The following is a 20580-nucleotide window of genomic DNA, read 5'->3' as shown; positions in this document are numbered from 1 at the left end:
GACATGCAATCAGCACGCCCTTTACTTCACCATCCATACTGTAACTGCGCGCCGAGATAGCTGCTGCTGCGGCCGCCCGCGTTGCGGATGGTATCGCCCACCTCGAAATGCACTGCCTCGACCGCGCCGGTGAGGTGCGCGTCGAAAGCGTAGTCGACACGGAGTTGGCCGTAGGCGCCGGTCCAGCTGCTGCCGGTTCCAGCAGTTCCGGGTACCGGATTGCTTGGCTGGACGTAGACCGCATCCGCAGTCGTCTCGCGCCACTGGAACCCGGCCGCCGCCATGACCTTCAAGCGCGCGGCCGGGCTGACGGTCAGCGACGGCTTGAGGTGAACCAGGTTCGCGTAACCTGTGTAGCCAGCCAGCGTGAAGTAATAGCCATTCGGGAATAGCGGATTGAAGGTGCCGAGTACGCCGTCACCGGGGCGGTTGTCGCCCGATGCCGCGTCGAACTGCAGTCCGAGCCGCGGCTGCCAGGTCGCGTTCAGCGTGTAGCCGGCGCGCGCGCCGACCGCCCAGGCCCGTGCGGTGCTAGCGCCGACCTCGCCGAGCTGCCCCATCGCCTCGAGGTCCCAGTCGATCTGCTCGGCCTTGCCGGCGAAGCGGATATCGAACACGTGGCGACGCTCGTCGCCGAGTGCGTCGAGATATTTCGCGCCGGCTCTTTCGTACAGCGAGTAATACCCTGACAGCTCGTTGCCCCCGAGCACCTTGCGCTCGACGCGCACCGTGCTGAAGCGAAACTGGTCGTTGGAGCGATCGTCGAACGGGCGCACGTCGAAATACTGCACCGGCCGGCTGACGAAGCCGATGAATCGCCAAGGGCCGGTCTCCCAATCGGCCCAGATCGCGTCGAACGACTGCCGCACGTTCGGGCCGTCGCGCGACGAGACGAAGCGCTGCAGATCGAACAGAAAGTCCTGCCGCCCGACGCGAGCCTTTAGCGTCCCGTCCGCGAAGGTTCGCGTGTATTCGAGGAACGCGAGCCGCAGATCGGCGCGATCCTGATCGGCCGAAGTGACCACTAGCTTGTCGAAGGCACGGTCGTCCTCGAGTTGAACGAAGGCACGCCAGTTCTCGTCGAAATGCACGTCGGCATGGACCTGCAAGCGCTGAATGAAATAGCTGTCCGAGCGTGTCCCCGCCGTGCCGAATCCGGCCGCGTCGTTGGATTCGAAGCGCTGCCGAAAAGTGGCGCCGAGTGAGACGTAACTCTTCGGATCGCTCGCCCACAACGGGATGTATTTCAACGAATCGAACGGCTCAGTGCGCAGCTTTGGGTCGGCCAGCACCGACCAGTCCTCGGCCCAGCGATTGGACTGGATCGCGGGACGCGTTGCCGGCGCTGGCGTTGCGGCAGCCGCGTCGTCGGCCGCGTGCGCAGGAACGGCCAGCGCCAGCGCACCTGCCAGGGGCAGCACGCGCATGGCACCGGTCTTGATCCGTCCCCTCACCTCTCGCTCTTCCGCACCCCGTCCACCATCACTTTGCCGCGGCGCGCTTGGCGCTCACCGCGTGAATCTCTGCCACATAACCACCGGGAAACTGCACCATGGCGGACTTCCGATCCTCGAATGCCACGGGGTCGCTCAGCACGGTCACGCCGGCCGCCTTCGCCTTTGCAAGAGTCGCATCGAGATCCGCCACTTCGTAGCCGGTCGTCTCGTGCCCGTAAGGATAAGGCAGATGACCGTCGGTGACGAGCACCACCATCTTGCCAAATGCGGATTCGATCCGCACCCGCTTGATCGACGTGCCCGGCTTGCCGACCTCGGCCCCGGCTGCCTTGCCGGTCTCCGACACGATCTTGCCGTGCGAAAACGTCAGGAAACTGCGGACGAAAGCGTCGGCGCGATCGGCCGGCACATAAACGCGGTTTTCCGGAATGGTCTCGAACGCCGCATAGTCCGGCTTGGTCGTGTGCCAGTACAGCTGCATGTTGACGCCGCCGGGCCACTGCACCACGGCATCGCGCCCGATCGGATCCGGGAAGGTCGAGACGATCACCGAGGCGCCGGCGGCGCGCGCCTGCTTGATCGCGATATCGATATCGCTGACCAGGTAGCCGTTGCGCTCGGCGCCGAACGGATACGGGATCGGCGTCTTGAAGCCGAACAGCGAGACGGTGCCGACCGGCGTCTGCAGCAGCTGCGATGTCGTGCTGCTCGGCGTCGGCGTCACGGTTGCGACCACCTGCTTGGTGCTCTTGCCGCCGAAGGTGGCCAGGAAGCTCTCGACGAACTTGTCCACGTCGTTCGGCGCCACGTAGACGTGAGTGGTGTCGTATTGCGGCGCCACCGCGACCGCAGGCTTGGCTTGCTTCGCCGCAACTGGCGAACTCAGTGCCGCAGCCAGTGCCAGCAGCAGGATCGGCTTCGAGAGTTTGTTCATGGTAATCTCCTCGCAAATGTCACGACGACGGTCGCGTCCGGGAGGACAGCATCGCCACCAGAACCAGGCCGGCGATCAGTCCGAGATGTTCAAAGAAGGCGTTGGTCAGCATCCAACGCTCGGCGGCGGACGCGGCCCAGAAGGCGTTCGCGGCAAGCATCGCCACGAGCGTCAGCATGCCAAGCGCGCCCGCGCCGAGCCAGACCAGCCGATCCGCCAGCACCAGCGCCGAGCCGCCGAGTTCGATGAAGATCGCCAGCGACGCCCACAGCCAGCCGGGACGCAGGCCGAACGCCTCCTGCTCAGCGACGGCTCCGGCAAAGTCGAACAGCTTGACCAGGCCACCGAGCAGATAGGCCGACACCAACGCCAACCTGGCCGCATGCCACAAAAGCGATGACGACAAGATCGTCGCCACCCACCGCGGCTCGCCGGCCGCCCTCACCTCACACTGCCCAACACGCGCAGCCGAGCGCGCCCCAGAAGCTCTTGAGGTCGGCGATCGGCAGCTTGCTCGACCACGCCGTTGCATGGTCGTGGCCGTGGACGTTGCAGGAATTGGCGCAGCCGCAGGAGGCGATCGCCTGCCGCGCAACGGCATTGCTCGCCGGCTCGTCGGCCCAGGCCGCATAGCCGCCGAACCGCCGGACCGGCGACCAATCCGGCATCGCCGGCGGCGGCGCAGACTCGTCGAGCTTGGCGAAATCGCCTGCGCCGTACACCACCTTGCCGCCGACCACGGTCAGCAGCGACGTGGTGTCGGCGATTTCCGCCTCGCTGCAGGCGAAGTAATCGCGGTCCGGCACCACCATATCGGCGAGTTGGCCGACCGCGATGCGGCCCTTGTTGCCTTCCTCGTTGGAGAACCAGGTGACGTTCTCGGTCCACATCCGCAGTGCGGTTTCGCGATCGAGGCAGTTCCGCTGCGGCGTGATCCGCAAGCCGCCAACGGTGCGTCCGGTGACCAGCCAGGACAGCGACACCCACGGATTATACGACGCCACCCGCGTCGCATCGGTGCCGGCCGAGACCTTGACGCCCTTGTCAAGGATCTTTTTCACCGGCGGGGTCGCTTCTGCCGCGCCGAGGCCGTAGCGCTCGACGAAGTACTCACCCTGATAGGCCATACGATGCTGCACGGCGATGCCGCCGCCGAGCGCGGCGATACGGTCGATCGACTGGTCGGAGATCGTCTCGGCGTGGTCGAAGAACCAGTGCAGCCCTTCGAGTGGCATTTCCTGGTTCACCTTCTCGAACACGTCGAGCGCCCGCGAGATGGTCTCGTCATAGGTCGCGTGCAGCCGCCACGGCCATTTGTTCTGCACCAGAACGCGCACCACCTCTTCGAGTTCGCCTTCCATCTCCGGCGGCATGTCCGGGCGCGGCACGCGGAAGTCTTCGAAGTCCGCCGCCGAGAACACCAGCATCTCGCCGGCACCATTGTGGCGGAAGTAGTCGTTCCCTTGCTTGTATTTCGAGGTCTTGGTCCAGTTGAGGAAATCGTCCTTCTCGCCTTTCGGCTTCTGCGTGAACAGATTGTAGGCGAGCCGGATCGTCAGCTGCCCTTCCTCGTCGAGTTTCTGGATCACTGCGTAGTCGTCGGGATAATTCTGAAAACCGCCGCCGGCGTCGATGGCGCCGGTGACGCCGAGCCGGTTCAGTTCGCGCATGAAATGCCGCGTCGAGTTGACCTGATAGTCGAACGGCAGTTTCGGCCCCTTGGCCAGCGTCGCATACAGAATGTTGGCGTTCGGCTTGGCCAGCAGCAGCCCGGTCGGATTTCCGGCCGCATCGCGCGTGATCTCGCCGCCGGGCGGCTCTGGCGTATCCTTGGCGTAGCCGACGGCCCGCAGCGCGGCGCCGTTGAGCAGCGCGCGATCGTAGAGATGCAGCAGGAACACCGGCGTATCCGGTGCCACGGCGTTAAGTTCGTCGATGGTCGGTAGCCGCTTCTCTTCAAATTGGTGTTCGGTGAAGCCGCCGACGACGCGCACCCATTGCGGCGGCGGCGTGATCGCGACCTGGCGTTTCAGCATGTTCATCGCGTCGGCGAGCGAGCGCACGCCGTCCCAGCGCAGCTCCATGTTGAAGTTCAGGCCGCCACGGATGATATGGAGATGATTATCGATCAGCCCCGGCAAGACACGCCGGCCCTTGAGGTCAACCACTCGCGTCGACGGCCCCGCCAGCGGCAACACGTCGCGATCGTGCCCGACCGCGACGAAGCGTCCGCCGCTGATCGCGACGGCGCTGGCGGTCGGGTTGGAGCGATCGAGCGTCGTGAACAGGCCGCGATGCAGAATGAGATCCGGTGCGTCGGTCATGAGGTCTTCTCCGGTGGGTTGGGGTGCGCGGCCTGCTTCGGCGCGGCCTCATTCTGGCCCGGCAGCATCCCGAACATATGCGATGCGCATTTCGCCTGCCGCCAAGCGGCAGCCAGGCTGTGCCCACCGATGACTTGCTTCGCAACCGGCACGATCTGTTCGCCGGCAAGAATCCCGACCAGCCCGACCAGCGCCACCAGAGGTGGCGCCGGCGAGCGCACGTTGATCAGGCTGTAGATGACGCCGACCAGAAGGCCGGCGCCGAGGGACAGCAGGTACACTTTCATCACGCGCTCCCGCCGCCGATCGCGTCAGGCCGCCTGGCTGCCGCCTTCGTTGGCGTGCTCGCCGAGCGCCCACTTCGAGAAGCGCACCTGGATTCCGTACGGCGTGTGCGCGCGCAGGATGTCCATCACGCCTTCATAGGTCGCCTGCCGCGCCCAATCCTGCTGTAGCTCGAAGACGTACTGGCAGGAGGTGATCGGCACCGCGCCGGCCTGAATGGCACGCTCCATCGAGCGGTTATGCGCTTCCATCGACAGGTCGCCGCAGGCGTCGGCCGGGATGTAGATCTCGTAGCCTTCCTTGAGCATGTCGAGCGTCGGGAACATCACGCAGGCCTCGGTCCACAGGCCGGCGATGACGATCTTCTTGCGGCCGGTCGCGGCGATCGCCTTGCGGAAGTTGGCGTCGAGCCACGAGTTCATCGAGGTGCGATCGATGATGTCGTGGCCCGGAAACAGATCGGTGACTTCCGGCATGAACGGGCCGGAGAACGAGTCCTTCGCCACCGTGGTGAGCACGGTCGGGATCTTGAACAGTTTGGCGGCCTTGGCCAGCACCTGGATGTTGTTGAACACCACCAGACGATCGTGGGACTGCACGCCCTGATACATCGCCGGCTGGTAATCGATCAGCGCGATCGCGCAGTTGTCCGGCGTCAGCATATCCAGTTTCGACATTGCTAGTCTCCAAGTGGGTGAGCGACGCGGGGCCGCATCAGGTTCGTGCATGACCATGCGCAAGATCGCCGTCCGAGGCTTGGACGAACCCGTCGCCGATTGCACGAACCTGCGATGGGTGCGGATCACCCAAATGTTCAAACCGCCGCACAAGCCTGCAAGGCCGTGGTCGCCACCGCCGATACTGTGCCGAAAACAGCCGCCAGTCCCGCCGTAAACCGCGACATTCGCTGATCGAGGACCACATGCAGCCTGCCGGCGAACGCTCCGCTAAGGTCGAGGCCAACAGCTCGGCGTGGGTGGCGTTTCGTCACACCGCCTTCACCGTGGTGTGGACAGCGACCGTCGTCGCGAATGTCGGCACCTGGATGTACAACGCGGCCTCCGGCTGGCTGATGACCAACCTCGAGGCCGATCCGCTCACCGTCTCGCTGGTCCAGGTGGCCTCCAGCCTGCCGATGTTTCTGTTCGCGATTCCCGCCGGCGCGCTGTCGGATATCATCGACAAGCGGCGCTTCCTGATCCTGATCGAGATCGTTCTCACTGTGTTCGCCGTCGCCAGCGCGCTGCTGGTGTGGTTCGGCCTGATGAACCCGACGCTGCTGCTGCTGTTCACCTTCCTGCTCGGCGCCGGCGCGGCGTTCGCGGCCCCGGCTTGGCAAGCGATCGTGCCGGACCTCGTGCCAAAGCAGGATCTCGCCTCGGCCGTCGCGAGCAACGGCGTCGGCGTGAATATCAGCCGCGCGATCGGCCCGGCGCTCGGCGGCGTGGTGATCGGCGTGATGGGCATGGCGGCACCATTCTGGATCAACGCGCTCAGCAATTTCGCGGTGATCGGCGCGCTGCTGTGGTGGCGACCGGTGTCGAACCGAGCCACCAATCTCCCCACCGAGCGGCTGCTGAGCGCGATCGTGATCGGCTTCCGCCACGTCCGCTACAACCCCGATCTCCGCGCGACGTTGGTGCGAGCCGTTGCGTTCTTCTTCTTCGCCAGCGCGTACTGGGCGCTGCTGCCGCTGGTAGCACGCACGCGGATCGCTGGCGGCCCGGAACTCTACGGCATCCTGCTCGGCGCGATCGGGGCCGGTGCGATCGTCGGCGCGTTTCTGTTGCCATGGCTGAAGAAGCATCTTGGTCCCGACGGTCTGGTCGCCGCCGGAACGCTCGGCACTGCCATCAGCCTGGTCCTGCTCGGCAGCGTGCACCAGGTCGAATTGGGTTTTGTCGCCTGCATGCTGGCCGGCATTTCCTGGATCGCTGTTCTGGCAAATCTCAACGTGTCAGTGCAGGTGTCGCTGCCGGACTGGGTCCGCGGCCGCGGGCTGGCGATGTTCGTCACCGTGTTCTTTGGCGCAATGACCGCCGGCAGCGCGCTATGGGGTCAGCTCGCCTCGTCCTATGGGCTGCCGATAGCACATTTCGTCGCGGCAGCCGGCGCCGCGGTCGGTGTCCTGCTGACCTGGCGCTGGAAACTGCGCGGCGGCGCCACGCGTGACCTCGCGCCGTCGATGCATTGGCCGGCACCGGTGCTTGCAATCGATGCCGAGCCCGACCAAGGACCGGTGCTGATCACGGTCGAGTATCGTATCGCGGCAGAACACCGCGACGACTTCCTGCGCGCGCTGCAAAAACTCAGCCATCAGAGGCGCCGTGACGGCGCGTTCGCCTGGGACGTGTTCGAGGATGCCGCCGACAGGGGCCGCTTTGTTGAAGTGTTTCAAGTTGCCTCCTGGCTCGAGCACCTGCGCCAGCATCAGCGCGTCACCAATGCGGATCGCATCGTGCAGGAGTCGGTGCGCGGCTTTCATGCCGAAGCCGAACCGAAAGTGACCCACCTGCTCGCAGCGTCGTTTCCGAGCACCTCTGCCCATCGGGCATGACAGCCGGCAGACTCAGAACAGGCCGTGCGCTCCGCCCACGGCGCCCCCCACCGTGATCAGCGCGAGCGTACTCAAGACGCGATGGCCGCGCTGTGCGATCCGAAAGGCGCCTTCGGGATCATGCCGCGCCCGCGCATCGAACCAGGCGTGCAGAAACAGCGGCTCGGCGACGAACAGCATCACCATGAAGAGCGCCCACAGGACGATCATGGCGTACAGCCACCAGAAGCCAGGATCGGCGATCCGCTCCCAATGACCGAATACATCGAACAGGTACCAGCCAGAGATTCCCGCCAACAGCACCGATATGCGCGCCTGCCAGGAAAAGCGCCGCTCCAGCGCGTCGAATGCTGCAAGGCGCCGATCTGCTTCGAATTCGCTCAGGCTCGGCAAGATCACGAAGGTCACGAACAACAATCCGCCGATCCAGTGGACGACGGACAACACGTGAACGGCGCGGGCAATGGCAGGCCAATCGATCATTTGAGCTAACCTTCCAATCGCCCTGCGCAATCCTCCGGGACGATTTTTCGGCCTCCTCGTCCAGAGTGAATCGGCATAACGGCTGGGGCGCTTGACGCCGCGCGTCCGTCGAGCGTGGCTAACTACCTGTACGTGTCGACATTATGCGCATAAACGACACGGAGTTTGCGCCGGCGCAAACTCGCAGCGTCACGCCCCTGTAGTGCTGACGTCGAAATGGACGGTGATCTCCAAAACCCGCACCATAGCGCGGAATGCAGCGCTCTAGCGTGGCACAACCGAAGCGGCAGCTTGCCGCAAGCCAGCGAGACGCACGATCGATCGCGCCGCGAGCTTCTGCGCGAGTTCCAGGCTGTCCTGATCTGTCGCCCGGTCGGCATCGTCGAGATACAGCGACGACAATTGTTCGGCGCGCCGCAGTGCCCGGCCCTTGATGAGCTCCAGCGGTGCTCCATCGGGCATCGCATCGCTTGGCGCCACGTCGGGCGCGGTTTGGATCGCCGCTGTCAGCAAGCTACGGTCACTCGGCGCAAGCCGCGACCAAAGCCAGACATCCTTCTGCAGCAAACTTTCCAGCAAAGCTGCGGATTCCGGTTCTGTGTGCTCGCTCCCCTCCTGCCGACCCGTATCGCGCAGCGCGCGCCATGCCAGCCGGCGCTCGTGCCGCAGCAGATTGCCGTCGCTCAGCGCCTCGTGGGCGAAAGCCTCCGCTGCGTCCTGCACCGTACGATCGGTCGCCACAGCAATCACGTAGCTCCAGAATACGAAGGCACGTCTTCGATGCTCGACCGCCATCGCCCAGGCGGTGTAGGGCGTCGCCAGCTCCGAGTGCTGCACCTCGGTGACCTCCTGATCAGGCACCAGATGCGGCACGCGCCAAGGCACATCAGGATGTGCGGCAACGCGGCCGCACGCTTGGAAGCACTCGATTTCGAGTCGATCAATGCGGCGTGCCTCCCGCGCGGCCAGTACTTCAAAGACGCTGCGCACTGGCCATGCTCCGTCACCAAGCTGCGAGGCCGCAGCGCTGTAGCGATGCAGGGCATGGCGCGCGACGTCGAGCGCCACTGCATACAGCGCGATCACACTCGCGATCGGCGCCGGCGGAACTGCTGTGAGGGTCGGATGACGGGTCACATCGGGATTCCTACGGAGGTTGACTTGATACCTATCACATTCGAGAAATCCCGCACGCGCGACAACGCCGTCTGCACGCTACGAGACTCTGGCGTCTCGATCCTGGGCGGACCTTTCGTCCTTCCCTGAACTCAGACGGAACGTTGAACGATCTTGCGCGGAATTCAAGCCACATCAACACTTCTCTTTGCCGCGGTTGCAGCGCTGCTGCTGCTGTGCAGCACGGTCGAAACGCGCGCCGCAACACTGACGGACTACATCAGCAAGGCAGAGCCCCGCGAGCTGATACCAGGCGCAACGCGGTTCGGACCGCTGGAAGGTTCCCCCGCGATCGCACCGGTCTATCAGGACGACCGCCTGCTCGGCTTCGCCTATCTGACCTCGGAATTCGCCAATGCCACCGGATACTCCGGCAAGCCGATCCAGATGCTGGTCGGCATCGACCCCGCCGGCGTGATCAAGGGGCTGAAGCTTGTCGATCACAAAGAGCCGATCGTGCTGGTCGGCATACCGGTTCAGCGCATTCTCGATGCGGTCAACAAGCTGATCGGCGCCGACATGGCAAGCGTAGTCCGCGGCGCGGTTCCCGCGCCGCAGGTCGACATTGTCAGCGGCGCCACCGTCACGGTGCTGGTGATCGGCGACAGCATCGTGCGATCGGCCACGAAGCTGATCCGCAGCGGCCGTCTCGGCGGCCCTGCGGTGGCAGCGAACGCATCTCCACCGCAGGTCACCAAGACCGTCGACATGGACAAGAGCGAGCTGCGCGACTGGCAGGGCCTGCTCGCCGACGGCGCCATGCGACGATTGCTGGTCACCGTCGAGGAAATCAATCAGGCCTTCGCCAAATCCGGCAATGCGGCAGCCGCGGACCATCCGGAAGACGGCACGCCTGACGCTGTATTCATCGAACTGTACGCCGCCGACGTTGCGGTGCCGACCATCGGGCGCAGCCTTCTCGGGGACGACGGTTACGAGCGCCTCAGGGCGCGTCTCAAGCCGGACCAACATGCGCTGCTCGTCGCTGGCGCCGGCCGCTACTCTTTCAAGGGCTCCGGCTATGTGCGCGGGGGCATCTTCGATCGCATCGAGCTGATCCAGGACGGCAACAGCATGCGGTTCCGCGATCGCGATCATACGCGGCTCGGCAGTGTCGCGGCCGTTGGCGCGCCGGAACTGACGGAGATCGCGCTATTCACGATCCCGGCCGACTTCGGCTTCGATCCGGTCGCACCATGGACGCTGCAGCTTCTGGTGCAGCGCGTCATCGGCGTCCGCGAGAAGGCCGCGTTGACGTTCGATCTCGGCTATCGGCTGCCCGATGCGCTGACCAAGCAGCAGTCCACATCGGCCCAAGCTGGCACGACGCCCACGGCTGCCTCGACGATTGCTGCGCCCTCCCCGATCCCGGCCGCCGAGGCTGCCGAGCAGCCCCTGTGGATGCGGATCTGGCAGGGCGACCTGGTGAAGATCGGCATCACGGTCGCGGCGCTCGGCACGCTGGTTGTGATCTTCTTCTTCCAGAACGCGCTGGTGCGCCGGCCGCGATTCTATGTCTGGGTTCGCCGGGCGTACCTGCTGTTCGTTCTGGTCTGGCTCGGCTGGTACGCCAACGCGCAGCTCTCGGTCGTCAACGTCCTCACCTTCGCCAACTCGCTGATCTCTGGCTTCAGCTGGGAATACTTCCTCTCCGCGCCGCTGATCTTCCTGTTGTGGGCGTCGGTTGCCGCCGGGCTTTTGTTCTGGGGCCGCGGCCCATTCTGCGGCTGGCTGTGCCCGTTCGGAGCGCTACAGGAGCTCACCAACAACATCGCGCAGGCCCTCAAGGTGCCGCAGCTCCGCCTGCCCTGGGGCCTGCACGAGCGGCTGTGGCCGGTGAAGTACATCATCTTCCTGGTGCTGTTCGGCGCGTCGCTGTACTCGACCGCGCTCGCCGAGCACCTTGCCGAGGTCGAACCGTTCAAGACCTCGATCATCCTGAAATTCGTCCGGGAGTGGCCCTACGTGCTCTACGCGGCGACGCTGCTGGTCGCCGGCCTGTTCGTCGAACGCTTCTTCTGCCGCTATCTGTGCCCGCTCGGCGCTGCGCTCGCGATCCCCGGCCGCATCAGGATGTTCGAGTGGCTGCGGCGCTGGAAGGAATGCGGCTCGCCCTGCCAACGTTGCGCCAAGGAATGCCCGGTGCAGGCGATCCATCCCGAAGGACACATCAACGTGAACGAGTGCATCTACTGCATGCACTGCCAGGAACTGTATTTCGACGACCAGCGCTGCCCGCACATGATCCAGGTGCGACTGAAGCGCGAGAAGCGCGATGCACTGTCGTCTCCCGCGATGCGTGGCGGCAAACGGCCCGACACGCTGATCACCGCCGGCGGGCGACCGATCCCCGGCCTCAACCCGACCTCCCCTCAACCTGAAGCCTAGGAGACGACGATGACCGACACCACCAAGGACAAGGGCGTCAGCCGGCGAGCACTGCTCGGCACCACCGCGGCCGCAGCCGGCGTCGGCCTCGCCGGCGGCGTATCGCTCGGCGGCGACGGCTTGCACCTGATCGCCGCCGCGGAAGCCCAGACCAAGGCCGCTCCGACCGTGCCGGCGCGCCCGGCGATCCAGAAGGCCGAAGTCGCCCCCGGTGAACTCGACGAATATTACGTGTTCTTTTCCAGCGGCCAGACCGGCGAACTGCGCATCGTTGGCCTGCCCTCAATGCGCGAGCTGATGCGCGTGCCGGTCTTCAATCGCTGCAGCGCCACCGGCTGGGGCCAGACCAACGAAAGCCTCAAGGTGCTGACCGAAGGCCTGCTGCCGGAAACCCGCGAATTCCTGAAGAATCGCGGCGGCATCTACATGAACGGCGACCTCCACCATCCGCACCTGTCTTTCACCGACGGCACCTATGACGGCCGCTACGCCTTCATGAACGACAAGGCCAACACCCGCGTCGCGCGCGTCCGGCTCGACGTGATGAAGTGCGACAAGATCATCCAGCTTCCGAACCAGCACACCGTGCACGGCCTGCGCGTGCAGAAATATCCGCGGACCGGCTACGTGTTCTGCAACGGCGAAGATCGGGTGCCGTTGATCAACGACGGCAAGAACCTGACCAACACCAAGGATTATCACGCGATCTTCACCGCGGTCGACGGCGACACCATGAAGGTCGCCTGGCAGGTGATGGTCGACGGCAACCTGGATAACGTCGATGCCGACTACCAGGGCAAATACGCCTTCGCGACCTGCTACAACTCGGAAGAAGGCGTCACCGCTGCCGAGATGACCGCCAACGATCAGGACTGGCTGGTGATCTTCAACCTCAAGCGCATCGAAGAGGCGGTGAAGAAGGGCGACTTCAAGGAAATCGGTGGCGTGCCGGTGATCGACGGCCGCAAAGGCTCGCCCTACACCCGCTACGTGCCGGTCGCCAACAGCCCGCACGGCATCAACACCGCGCCCGACGGCATCCACATCGTCGCCAACGGCAAGCTGTCGCCGACCGTGACGGTGATGGATGTGCGGCTGTTCGATCAACTGTTCGATGACAAGATCAAGCCGCGCGACGTCGTCGTCGCCGAGCCGGAGCTCGGCCTCGGCCCGCTGCACACCGCCTACGACGGCAAGGGCAACGCCTACACCACCCTGTTCATCGACAGCCAGGTCTGCAAGTGGAACATCGACCTGGCGCGGCGCGCCTACAAGGGCGACAAGGTCAATCCGATCCTCGACAAGGTCGACGTTCAGTATCAGCCCGGCCACAACCACACTTCGATGGGCCAGACCAAAGAGGCTGATGGAAAGTGGCTGATCTCGCTGAACAAATTCTCGAAGGACCGATTCCTCAACGTCGGCCCGCTGAAGCCCGAGAACGATCAGCTGATCGACATCTCCGGCGACAAGATGAAGGTGGTGCATGACGGCCCGAGCTTCGCCGAGCCGCACGACGCCACCATCGTGCATCGCTCGAAGATCAACCCGGTGTCGATCTGGAATCGCGCCGACCCGATGTTCGCCGATGCGGTGAAGCAGGCCAAGGCTGACGGCATCGATCTCGAAGCCGACTCCAAGGTGGTGCGCGATGGCGACAAGGTCCGCGTCTACATCACATCGAGCGCGCCGAACTTCAGCCTGACCGAATTCCAGGTCAAACAGGGCGACCACGTCACCGTCTATGTCACCAACATCGACTCGATCGAGGACCTCACTCACGGCTTCTCGATCGTGAACTACGGCATCCAGATGGAAGTCGCGCCGCAGGCCACCGCCTCGGTTACGTTCTCCGCCGATAAGGCCGGTGTCTACTGGTACTACTGCTCGTGGTTCTGTCACGCCATGCATATGGAGATGAAGGGCCGCATGCTGGTCGAGCCGAAGAGCGTCTGACGATGGCGATGACGGCACATATGGCGAGATGGACGGTGGCGGCCCTGCTCGCAGTTTCTGCCTGCGATGTGGCTTACGCCGCCCAGATCGACGTGGTGCCGTCATCGGATCTGCAGGCCGTCCTGAACGGCGCGAGCGACGGCGACACCGTCACGCTCGCGCCAGGCAGCTACGACGGGCCGATCCGGATCGAGCGCAAGCTCGCGCTGATCGGCCACCCCGGCGCGATCGTGATCGGCCATGGCGAGGGTAGCGTCATCACCGTCGCGGCCCCCGACGTGACGGTGCGCGGCCTCGTCGTGCGCGGCTCCGGCCGTGATCCGCAGGCGATGGACTCCGGCGTATTTCTCACCCAGCAGGCCGAACGCGCCCTGGTCGAAGGCAATACGATCGAAGGCAACCTCTACGGCGTCAACGTCTACGGCGCCCGCGGCTCGCGCGTTGCCCGAAACACGATCGAGGGCCTGCGCGGCATTCGGCTCAATGAGGCCGGCAACGGCGTGCGGGTGTGGAACGCTCCCGACGTTGTGGTCGACGGCAATACGATCCGCTATGGCCGCGACGGCATCTTCTCCATGGCAAGCACCAAGGACCGGTTCATCAATAACCGGTTCGAGAAAGTCCGCTTCGCCGTACACTACATGTACACCGACGACAGCGAGATCAGCGGCAACTATTCAACCGGCAATCATGGCGGCTACGCCATCATGTATTCGAAACGGCTGATCATTCGCCGCAACGTCTCCGATCGCGACAGAGATTTCGGGCTGCTGTTCAATTATGCCAACTACGCAACGATCGAGGGCAATCTGGTCTCGGGTGGTCCGCTGGCGGATATCAGCGCCGACTTCGACGGCGTCGACGACGAGAAATCCATGCTGCCGAAGACCGAGGCCGCCACGGCTCGCGCAGCCACCGGGCCGGAGAAGTGCGTCTTCATCTACAATAGCAACAAGGGCTCCTTCCGCGACAACTGGTTCGAGCATTGCGGCATCGGCGTGCACTTCACCGCCGGCTCCGAGGGTAACGACATCAGCGGCAACGCCTTCATCGCCAACCGCAACCAGGTCAAATATGTCGGCACCCGCAATCTCGACTGGTCGAAGAGCGGTCGTGGCAATTATTGGAGCGACAATCCCGCCTTCGACCTCGACGGCGACGGCATCGCGGACACGGCATATCGGCCGAACGATCTGGTCGACCGCGTATTGTGGACCGCGCCGTCCGCCAAGGTGCTGATCAACAGTCCCGCCGTGCAGGTGCTGCGCTGGGCGCAGAACCAATTCCCGGCGCTGTATCCCGGCGGCGTGATCGACAGCCGCCCGCTGATCGCGCCGCCCCCGCGACCCAAATCCGCGAGCGTGCAATGACCGCCACCATCACCGTCACCGATGTCGAGAAGAACTATCGCGTAGTGCGCGCGCTGCGCGGCGTCTCCTTCGCGCTGCAGCCGGGCCGGCTTAGCGCGCTGGTCGGCCACAACGGGGCCGGCAAGACGACACTGATCAAGCTGATGCTCGGCCTGATCCGCGCTTCCGCGGGTACAATCCGGGTGCTGGGCGAGGATCCCGCCGGCGCGTTCTCGGCACGGCGCCAGCTAGGCTATCTGCCGGAGAACGTCGCTTTCAATACCGGACTGACGGGCCGCGAGACGCTGGCGTTCTACGCACGGCTGAAACGCATCGCGCCGTCCAGCGCATGGCCGCTGCTGGACCGGGTCGGGCTTGCGGCCGCCGCCGATCGCAAGGTCGGCACCTATTCCAAGGGGATGCGGCAGCGCCTTGGTCTGGCGCAGGCCCTGCTCGGCCGCCCACGCGTGCTGCTGCTCGACGAGCCGACTACCGGCCTCGACCCAGCGTTACGGCAGACCTTCTACGACATCTGCGACGAGCTGCGCGCCGACGGCGCCACCGTGCTGATCTCGTCGCATGCTCTGACCGAGCTCGAAGACCGCGCGGAGCACGTGCTGATCATGAACCGCGGCCTTCTGGTTGCGCAGGGAACGATGGACGAATTGCGTACCATTTCGCAGCTGCCGATACGCGTCACGATCGATCTGGCCTCGGAGCAAGTCCCGCAACCAGGATGGCTCGGCGGTGCGTCGCAGACCACAACGCGCGGCCTCGTCGTGCTCGCCCGCGACGATGCGGAGAAGATGACGCTGCTGCGCGAAGCCACCGCCGACCCGCGCGTGCGCAACATCGAGATCGCCGCGCCGACACTCGACGATCTTTACGCGCACTTTCTGCAAACCCAGGAGGCCGCGGCATGAGGACCATCGTCATCGTCGCTGCCAAGGAAATTCAGGAAGGCCTGCGCAATCGCTGGGTGCTGGCGACCACGCTCTTGCTCGCCGCGCTGGCGCTGTCGCTCACCTTCCTCGGCAGCGCGCCGACCGGCAACGTCGGAGTCGGCGCGCTCGACGTTGTCGTCGTCAGCTTGTCGAGCCTGTCGATCTTCCTGCTGCCACTGATCGCGCTGTTGATCTCGCACGACGCCGTGGTTGGTGAGATGGAGCGTGGCACGATGATCCTGCTGCTGAGCTACCCCATCGGTCGCGGCCAGGTAATTCTCGGCAAGTTCGTCGGCCATGTGCTGATCCTCGCTTTCGCCACGCTGATCGGTTACGGCGCCGCCGGCGTTGCGCTCAGCCTGACCGGCGCGGCCACGTTGACGGCGAGCTGGCTCGCCTTCGGCGCAATGCTCGGCACCTCCGTCATGCTCGGCGCGGTGTTCGTGGCGATCGGCTATCTGATCTCCAGCCTGGTGCGCGATCGCGGCACCGCGGCCGGCCTGTCGATCGGCGTCTGGCTCGTGATGGTGCTGATATTCGACATGGCCCTGCTCGGCCTGCTGGTGGTCGATCAAGGACGTATCATCTCCGGCGCGACGCTGAACGCGCTGCTGTTCTTCAATCCGACCGACCTCTATCGACTGACCAACCTCACCGGTTTCAACGTCAGCCAATTCTCCGGCATGGCCGGTCTCGCCGGCACCACTCAGCCTGGGCTCCCTGCCCTGCTGCTCGGCCTCGGTGCCTGGATCGTCGTGCCGCTCGGCCTGTCGATGCTCTCATTCGCGCGGAGGGAATTATGATGCTGCGCCTGCTCGCGGCCTGCACCGTCCTGTTGCTGCTCGTCGGCTGCAAGCCGGGCTCGACGACAACCGAGCTGCCGCCGCCGGTTGCGCTGAACGCCGACGCCATGGGCGTGTTCTGCGGCATGAACCTGATGGAGCACCCCGGCCCCAAGGGGCAGATCATCACCAAGAGCCGGCTCGACCCGTTCTGGTTCTCGTCGGTGCGCGACACCGTGGCGTTCACGCGGTTGCCCGAGCAGCCGCGCGACATCCGGGCGATCTATGTGTCCGACATGGCGCGGGCGCCGAGCTGGGACGCGCCGGGCGAGACCAACTGGATCGAGGCCCGCAAGGCGGTGTTCGTCATCGGCAGCCGCAAGCAAGGCGGCATGGGAGCCGCCGAGGCCGTCCCGTTCGGCGACCACGCAGCCGCGGAGCAGTTCGCCGCTACGAACGGGGGCCGCCTGGTTCAGTTTGACGAGATCCCCTCTGACTACGTTCTCGGCAGTGAAGCGCCGGAAGCCGCCAATGAGCACGACCCCTCCGGCGTGCGGACGAACTAAGGAATTTCGATGCAAAACCGGAGCCTCACCCGCCGCCGCGTGATCAGGATCTCGGCAGCCGCCATCGCGACGCTTCTGCCGGGACGACTGTGCGCTGCCGAGACCATTGAACCGATACGGTGGCGCGGATCGGCGCTCGGCGCGCAGGTGTCCATCGAGATGTTTCACCCCGATCGTGCCGAAGGCGAGCGGCTGATCGCGCGTTCGATTGCAGAGGTGCGACGGCTGGAAACTCTGTTCAGCCTGTATCAACCGTCTTCCGCAATCTGCGAACTCAACCGGACGGGCCTGCTGATCGCGCCCGATCCCGATATGGTGACGCTGCTGAAAGCGTCGCTCGCGTTTGCGGGCCTCACTGGTGGAGCGTTCGACCCGACGGTGCAGCCGCTATGGCGTTTGTATCAGGATCATTTCGCAGCCGAGCATGCCGATCCCGCCGGGCCATCAGCCCAGCGGCTGGCCGAGACGCTCGAGAAGGTGGGCCACGCACATCTGCATGTGGACGCCAACCGTGTGATCTTGAGCAAACCGGCGGCGGCGATCACCCTCAACGGAATCGCTCAAGGCTTCGCAACAGATCGCGTCGTCGAGACGCTGCGTCGCGCCGGCGTGACAACGACGCTGATCGACATGGGAGAGATTCGCGCAATCGGCGCGAAGCCGGATGGGACGCCATGGCGCGTCGGTCTCGCTGATGCAGAGCAGCTCGGACAGCTCAGTGAGACAATCCCGCTCATCGACCGCGCCGTCTCGACCAGCGCGGCTACCGGATTTCGCTTCGATCCGGGGGGCCGCTTCACGCATCTGTTCGATCCACGGACCGGTCGCAGCCCGGCACGCTATCGCAGCGTCAGCGTCGTCGCCCCCACCGCCACCGAAGCGGATGCCCTGTCGACTGCGTTGAGCATCATGCCAGTCGCCTCGATCCGCGATCTGGTTGCGCTCAAGCCCGGCGTCGAAGTTCGTCTCGTCGATCATGAAGGCCGGACACAGCGCATATAAAGGCTGACTACACCCGCTCTTTCCCAGCCCTCGCTTGGTTGGATCGTCGCGCCTCCAGAAAGATTTTCACACCGAAACAACAGGGTTCCGGTTCCCTTTCGGGACACCTACCCGGCGCGACTTACCGCAACCTTCTTGCCGAAGTCTGCACCGGAGTTCGTTCCGACTCTTGGAGACGGCGGCGTCAGATACTCTGCATCACGATTGACTCCCGTTGACTGCCGTATCAATTGATCAGCGCGGCCGTCGTTCTTCGCAGCGAAGTCAGCATAGTCCCAGCATCTGTTTCAGCCGCAGCGCATCGAGCGGCGCCGCACTCTTCTGGTCATTGTCGAAGAAAACGTAGACGTCGCATCCGCGCCGACGCCATCCGGCCATGGATTTGGCCCACTGCTCGAGCGTTTTCCGGCCGTAATGGCCGTGATAATGACCTCCGGGGCCATGGCCGCGGACGTACACGAAGTCAGCTGTGCGCCTCCACGGCGACGGCGCATCGTGGTGGTCAGAGATGCAGAGCGACACATTCGCGCGCCGCAACAGGCGCAGAATGTTCGCGGCGTACCAACTGGCATGACGAAATTCGAACGCGTAGCGGCGCCTTGACGGCAGCATGTCCAAGAAGAATGCAAGCCTTTCCTCGTCTGCGGAAAATTGCGGCGGTAGCTGAAATAGAATCGGCCCCACTTTGTCGCGGAGCAGTCGCAGCCGATCCTCCATCAAGTCGAGGCTGTTGGCAGACGCCGGCGACAGGCGTTTCCAGTGCGTGATAAATTTGGACGCCTTCCAGGCAAACATGAAGTTGTCGCCCGTCGTGTCATTCCAACCTGACACCGCCTCAGGTGTCGGGGTCCGATAAAACACGCCGTTAAGTTCAGTGGCGTTAAACTGGCTCGCGTAGTACTGCAGTTGCCGGTTGATCGGCAGCCCGTTCGGATAGAACGGGCCGCGCCAGGATGGATAGTGCCAGCCCGAGGTGCCGATCCGGATTTCACCCATAGTTCACGGCTTCATCACCACTTTGATGCAACCGTCCTTCTTGTCCCTGAAGGTTTTATAGAGCTCGGGGCCCTCCTCCAGAGTTGCCCGATGCGTGATCACGAAGGTCGGATCGATTTCACCCTTTTCGATCCGGCTCAACAACTGCGGCAGATAACGCTGCACCGGTGTTTGGGCCATTCGGAACGTGAGCCCGCGATTGATAGCGGACCCCATCGGAATCTTGTCGAGGAGGCCGCCGTAGACTCCCACCACAGACACTATTCCGAAGTTCCGGCAGCAATGGATGGCTTGCCGGAGTACGTGGGGTCGATCTGTGCCCATGAAGGTCGCCACTTTGACGCGGTCGATCACCGCATCCAGGCCCGAACTGGTGTCCGGCTCTGTTCCGACCGCGTCGATGCACGCATCGGCGCCCCGCCCGTTCGTCAGGTCCTGAATGCGTTCGTAGACGTCATCCGACTTGAAATCGATCGTAATGGCGCCTGAAGCACGGGCCATTTCCAATCGCTCCGGCACCGTATCGATCGCGATGACACGCTCGGCACCTAGCATGAAGGCGCTCTTGATGGCGAACTGCCCGACCGGCCCGCAGCCCCAGATGGCAACCGTCTCTCCGCCCTTCAGCTCGCAAAAATCCGCAGCCATGAAGCCGGTAGGGAAGATGTCCGACAAAAACAACACCTGCTCATCAGTCAGGCCATCCGGCACCTTGATCGGTCCAACATCCGCGTAGGGCACGCGCATGTACTCGGCCTGTCCGCCGGCATAGCCACCTAGCAAATGCGAGTAGCCGAACAACCCGGCCGGCGAATGCCCCCAGAGCTTTTCGGCCTTTTCGGCGTCAGGGTTCGACCGCTCGCAGCCGCTATAAAATCCGTTCTTGCAGAAGAAGCACTCACCGCAGGAGATCGTGAACGGCACCACGACGCGGTCACCCACCTTCAGCTTTTTGTTGTCGGCTCCGACCTCGACCACCTCGCCCATCGTCTCGTGCCCCAGCACGTCGCCGCTCTTCATCTGCGGCATCACGCCGTCGAACAGATGCAGATCCGACCCGCAAATGGCACACGCCGTCACCCGAATGATTGCGTCGCGGCCGTGCTCGATCTTCGGATCCGGTACACTCTCGCATCGGATATCGCTCTTGCCGTGCCACGTCAGCGCCTTCATCGTCGTCTCCGGGTGTGTGAGTTGCCGGTGACAAACGTCGGCAGTGGGCGTTGTTCCTACGTCGCGAGTGCACAAGCCGGACCACAGCATCTAGCGGCAGACTTTAAACGCGTGCTGCAGCCCGTGAACGTGCGCCTCAGCCCGTCGCGTGGCGAACGGCGCAGGCCCGCTTCAGGAACATTGCCCTGCGCATACTGTTGTGGCGGAA

Annotated in this window: 18 protein-coding genes; 8 read left to right on the top strand and 10 right to left on the bottom strand. The window is 64.3% G+C overall.

The window, feature by feature from the left end:
• Positions 1-26: 26 nt before the first annotated feature.
• From ACOJTD_RS25445 to ACOJTD_RS25420, 6 genes are read right to left on the bottom strand one after another with little or no spacing between them, the layout of a single operon-like run.
• Complete coding sequence (locus ACOJTD_RS25445; RefSeq protein WP_420135628.1) at positions 27-1427, bottom strand: alginate export family protein; 1401 nt, start codon at positions 1425-1427, stop codon at positions 27-29.
• Positions 1428-1482: 55 nt separating this feature from the next.
• Complete coding sequence (locus ACOJTD_RS25440) at positions 1483-2391, bottom strand: VOC family protein (RefSeq protein ID WP_420135627.1); 909 nt, start codon at positions 2389-2391, stop codon at positions 1483-1485.
• 19 nt (positions 2392-2410) lie between these two features.
• Positions 2411-2836 carry a DoxX family protein gene (locus ACOJTD_RS25435; RefSeq protein WP_420135626.1) on the bottom strand — a complete coding sequence of 142 codons (426 nt, stop codon included), beginning with the start codon at positions 2834-2836 and terminating at the stop codon, positions 2411-2413.
• Between the two features lies 1 nt (position 2837).
• Positions 2838-4715, bottom strand: a complete 1878-nt coding sequence (locus tag ACOJTD_RS25430; RefSeq protein ID WP_420135625.1) for an amidohydrolase — start codon at positions 4713-4715, stop codon at positions 2838-2840.
• On the bottom strand, positions 4712-5002 hold the full coding sequence (locus ACOJTD_RS25425; protein ID WP_420135624.1) for a XapX domain-containing protein: 291 nt from the start codon (positions 5000-5002) through the stop codon (positions 4712-4714). The genes ACOJTD_RS25430 and ACOJTD_RS25425 overlap by 4 nt, the downstream gene beginning before the upstream one ends.
• Positions 5003-5026: 24 nt before the next feature.
• A complete protein-coding gene (locus ACOJTD_RS25420; RefSeq protein WP_420135623.1) occupies positions 5027-5677 on the bottom strand; it encodes a hydrolase in 651 nt (216 codons plus the stop codon).
• Positions 5678-5922: 245 nt separating this feature from the next.
• Here ACOJTD_RS25420 and ACOJTD_RS25415 point away from each other — a divergent pair, with 245 nt between their 5' ends.
• On the top strand, positions 5923-7557 hold the full coding sequence (locus ACOJTD_RS25415) for an MFS transporter (RefSeq protein WP_420135622.1): 1635 nt from the start codon (positions 5923-5925) through the stop codon (positions 7555-7557).
• Between the two features lie 12 nt (positions 7558-7569).
• On the opposite strand, the gene ACOJTD_RS25410 is transcribed toward ACOJTD_RS25415, so the two are convergent.
• Together ACOJTD_RS25410 and ACOJTD_RS25405 are read right to left on the bottom strand one after the other, a co-directional pair.
• Positions 7570-8040, bottom strand: coding sequence for a hypothetical protein (locus tag ACOJTD_RS25410; RefSeq protein ID WP_420135621.1), 471 nt, complete (start codon positions 8038-8040; stop codon positions 7570-7572).
• A gap of 264 nt (positions 8041-8304) precedes the next feature.
• A complete protein-coding gene (locus ACOJTD_RS25405; RefSeq protein WP_420135620.1) occupies positions 8305-9177 on the bottom strand; it encodes a hypothetical protein in 873 nt (290 codons plus the stop codon).
• Positions 9178-9381: 204 nt separating this feature from the next.
• On the opposite strand from ACOJTD_RS25405, the gene ACOJTD_RS25400 reads away from it, so the two are divergent.
• From ACOJTD_RS25400 to ACOJTD_RS25370, 7 genes are read left to right on the top strand one after another with little or no spacing between them, the layout of a single operon-like run.
• Positions 9382-11604 carry a 4Fe-4S binding protein gene (locus ACOJTD_RS25400; RefSeq protein ID WP_420135631.1) on the top strand — a complete coding sequence of 741 codons (2223 nt, stop codon included), beginning with the start codon at positions 9382-9384 and terminating at the stop codon, positions 11602-11604.
• Between the two features lie 9 nt (positions 11605-11613).
• The gene (gene nosZ / locus ACOJTD_RS25395) at positions 11614-13560 is read left to right on the top strand and encodes a TAT-dependent nitrous-oxide reductase (protein WP_420135619.1); all 1947 of its coding nucleotides are present in this window, start codon (positions 11614-11616) and stop codon (positions 13558-13560) included.
• A 2-nt stretch (positions 13561-13562) separates the two neighbouring features.
• Entirely contained in the window at positions 13563-14930 is a 1368-nt protein-coding gene (locus ACOJTD_RS25390) for a nitrous oxide reductase family maturation protein NosD (RefSeq protein WP_420135618.1), read from the top strand.
• Complete coding sequence (locus ACOJTD_RS25385) at positions 14927-15832, top strand: ATP-binding cassette domain-containing protein (protein WP_420135617.1); 906 nt, start codon at positions 14927-14929, stop codon at positions 15830-15832. Before ACOJTD_RS25390 ends, ACOJTD_RS25385 begins: the two co-directional genes overlap by 4 nt.
• Positions 15829-16656 carry an ABC transporter permease subunit gene (locus ACOJTD_RS25380; protein ID WP_420135616.1) on the top strand — a complete coding sequence of 276 codons (828 nt, stop codon included), beginning with the start codon at positions 15829-15831 and terminating at the stop codon, positions 16654-16656. Before ACOJTD_RS25385 ends, ACOJTD_RS25380 begins: the two co-directional genes overlap by 4 nt.
• Complete coding sequence (locus tag ACOJTD_RS25375; protein ID WP_420135615.1) at positions 16653-17201, top strand: nitrous oxide reductase accessory protein NosL; 549 nt, start codon at positions 16653-16655, stop codon at positions 17199-17201. The genes ACOJTD_RS25380 and ACOJTD_RS25375 overlap by 4 nt, the downstream gene beginning before the upstream one ends.
• 9 nt (positions 17202-17210) lie before the next feature.
• A complete protein-coding gene (locus ACOJTD_RS25370) occupies positions 17211-18203 on the top strand; it encodes an FAD:protein FMN transferase (RefSeq protein ID WP_420135614.1) in 993 nt (330 codons plus the stop codon).
• A gap of 264 nt (positions 18204-18467) precedes the next feature.
• Here the strand turns inward: ACOJTD_RS25370 and ACOJTD_RS25365 are convergent, their stop codons facing one another.
• Both ACOJTD_RS25365 and ACOJTD_RS25360 read right to left on the bottom strand, forming a co-directional pair.
• Positions 18468-19199: a DUF72 domain-containing protein gene (locus ACOJTD_RS25365; protein WP_420135613.1), complete on the bottom strand. Its 732-nt coding sequence runs from the start codon at positions 19197-19199 to the stop codon at positions 18468-18470.
• Between the two features lie 3 nt (positions 19200-19202).
• On the bottom strand, positions 19203-20372 hold the full coding sequence (locus tag ACOJTD_RS25360) for a zinc-dependent alcohol dehydrogenase (protein ID WP_420135612.1): 1170 nt from the start codon (positions 20370-20372) through the stop codon (positions 19203-19205).
• Positions 20373-20580 lie beyond the last annotated feature (208 nt).

The organism is Rhodopseudomonas sp., assembly GCF_048594845.1.
Taxonomy (GTDB): domain Bacteria; phylum Pseudomonadota; class Alphaproteobacteria; order Rhizobiales; family Xanthobacteraceae; genus Rhodopseudomonas.
This window is presented reverse-complemented; position numbering and strand designations above follow the sequence as displayed.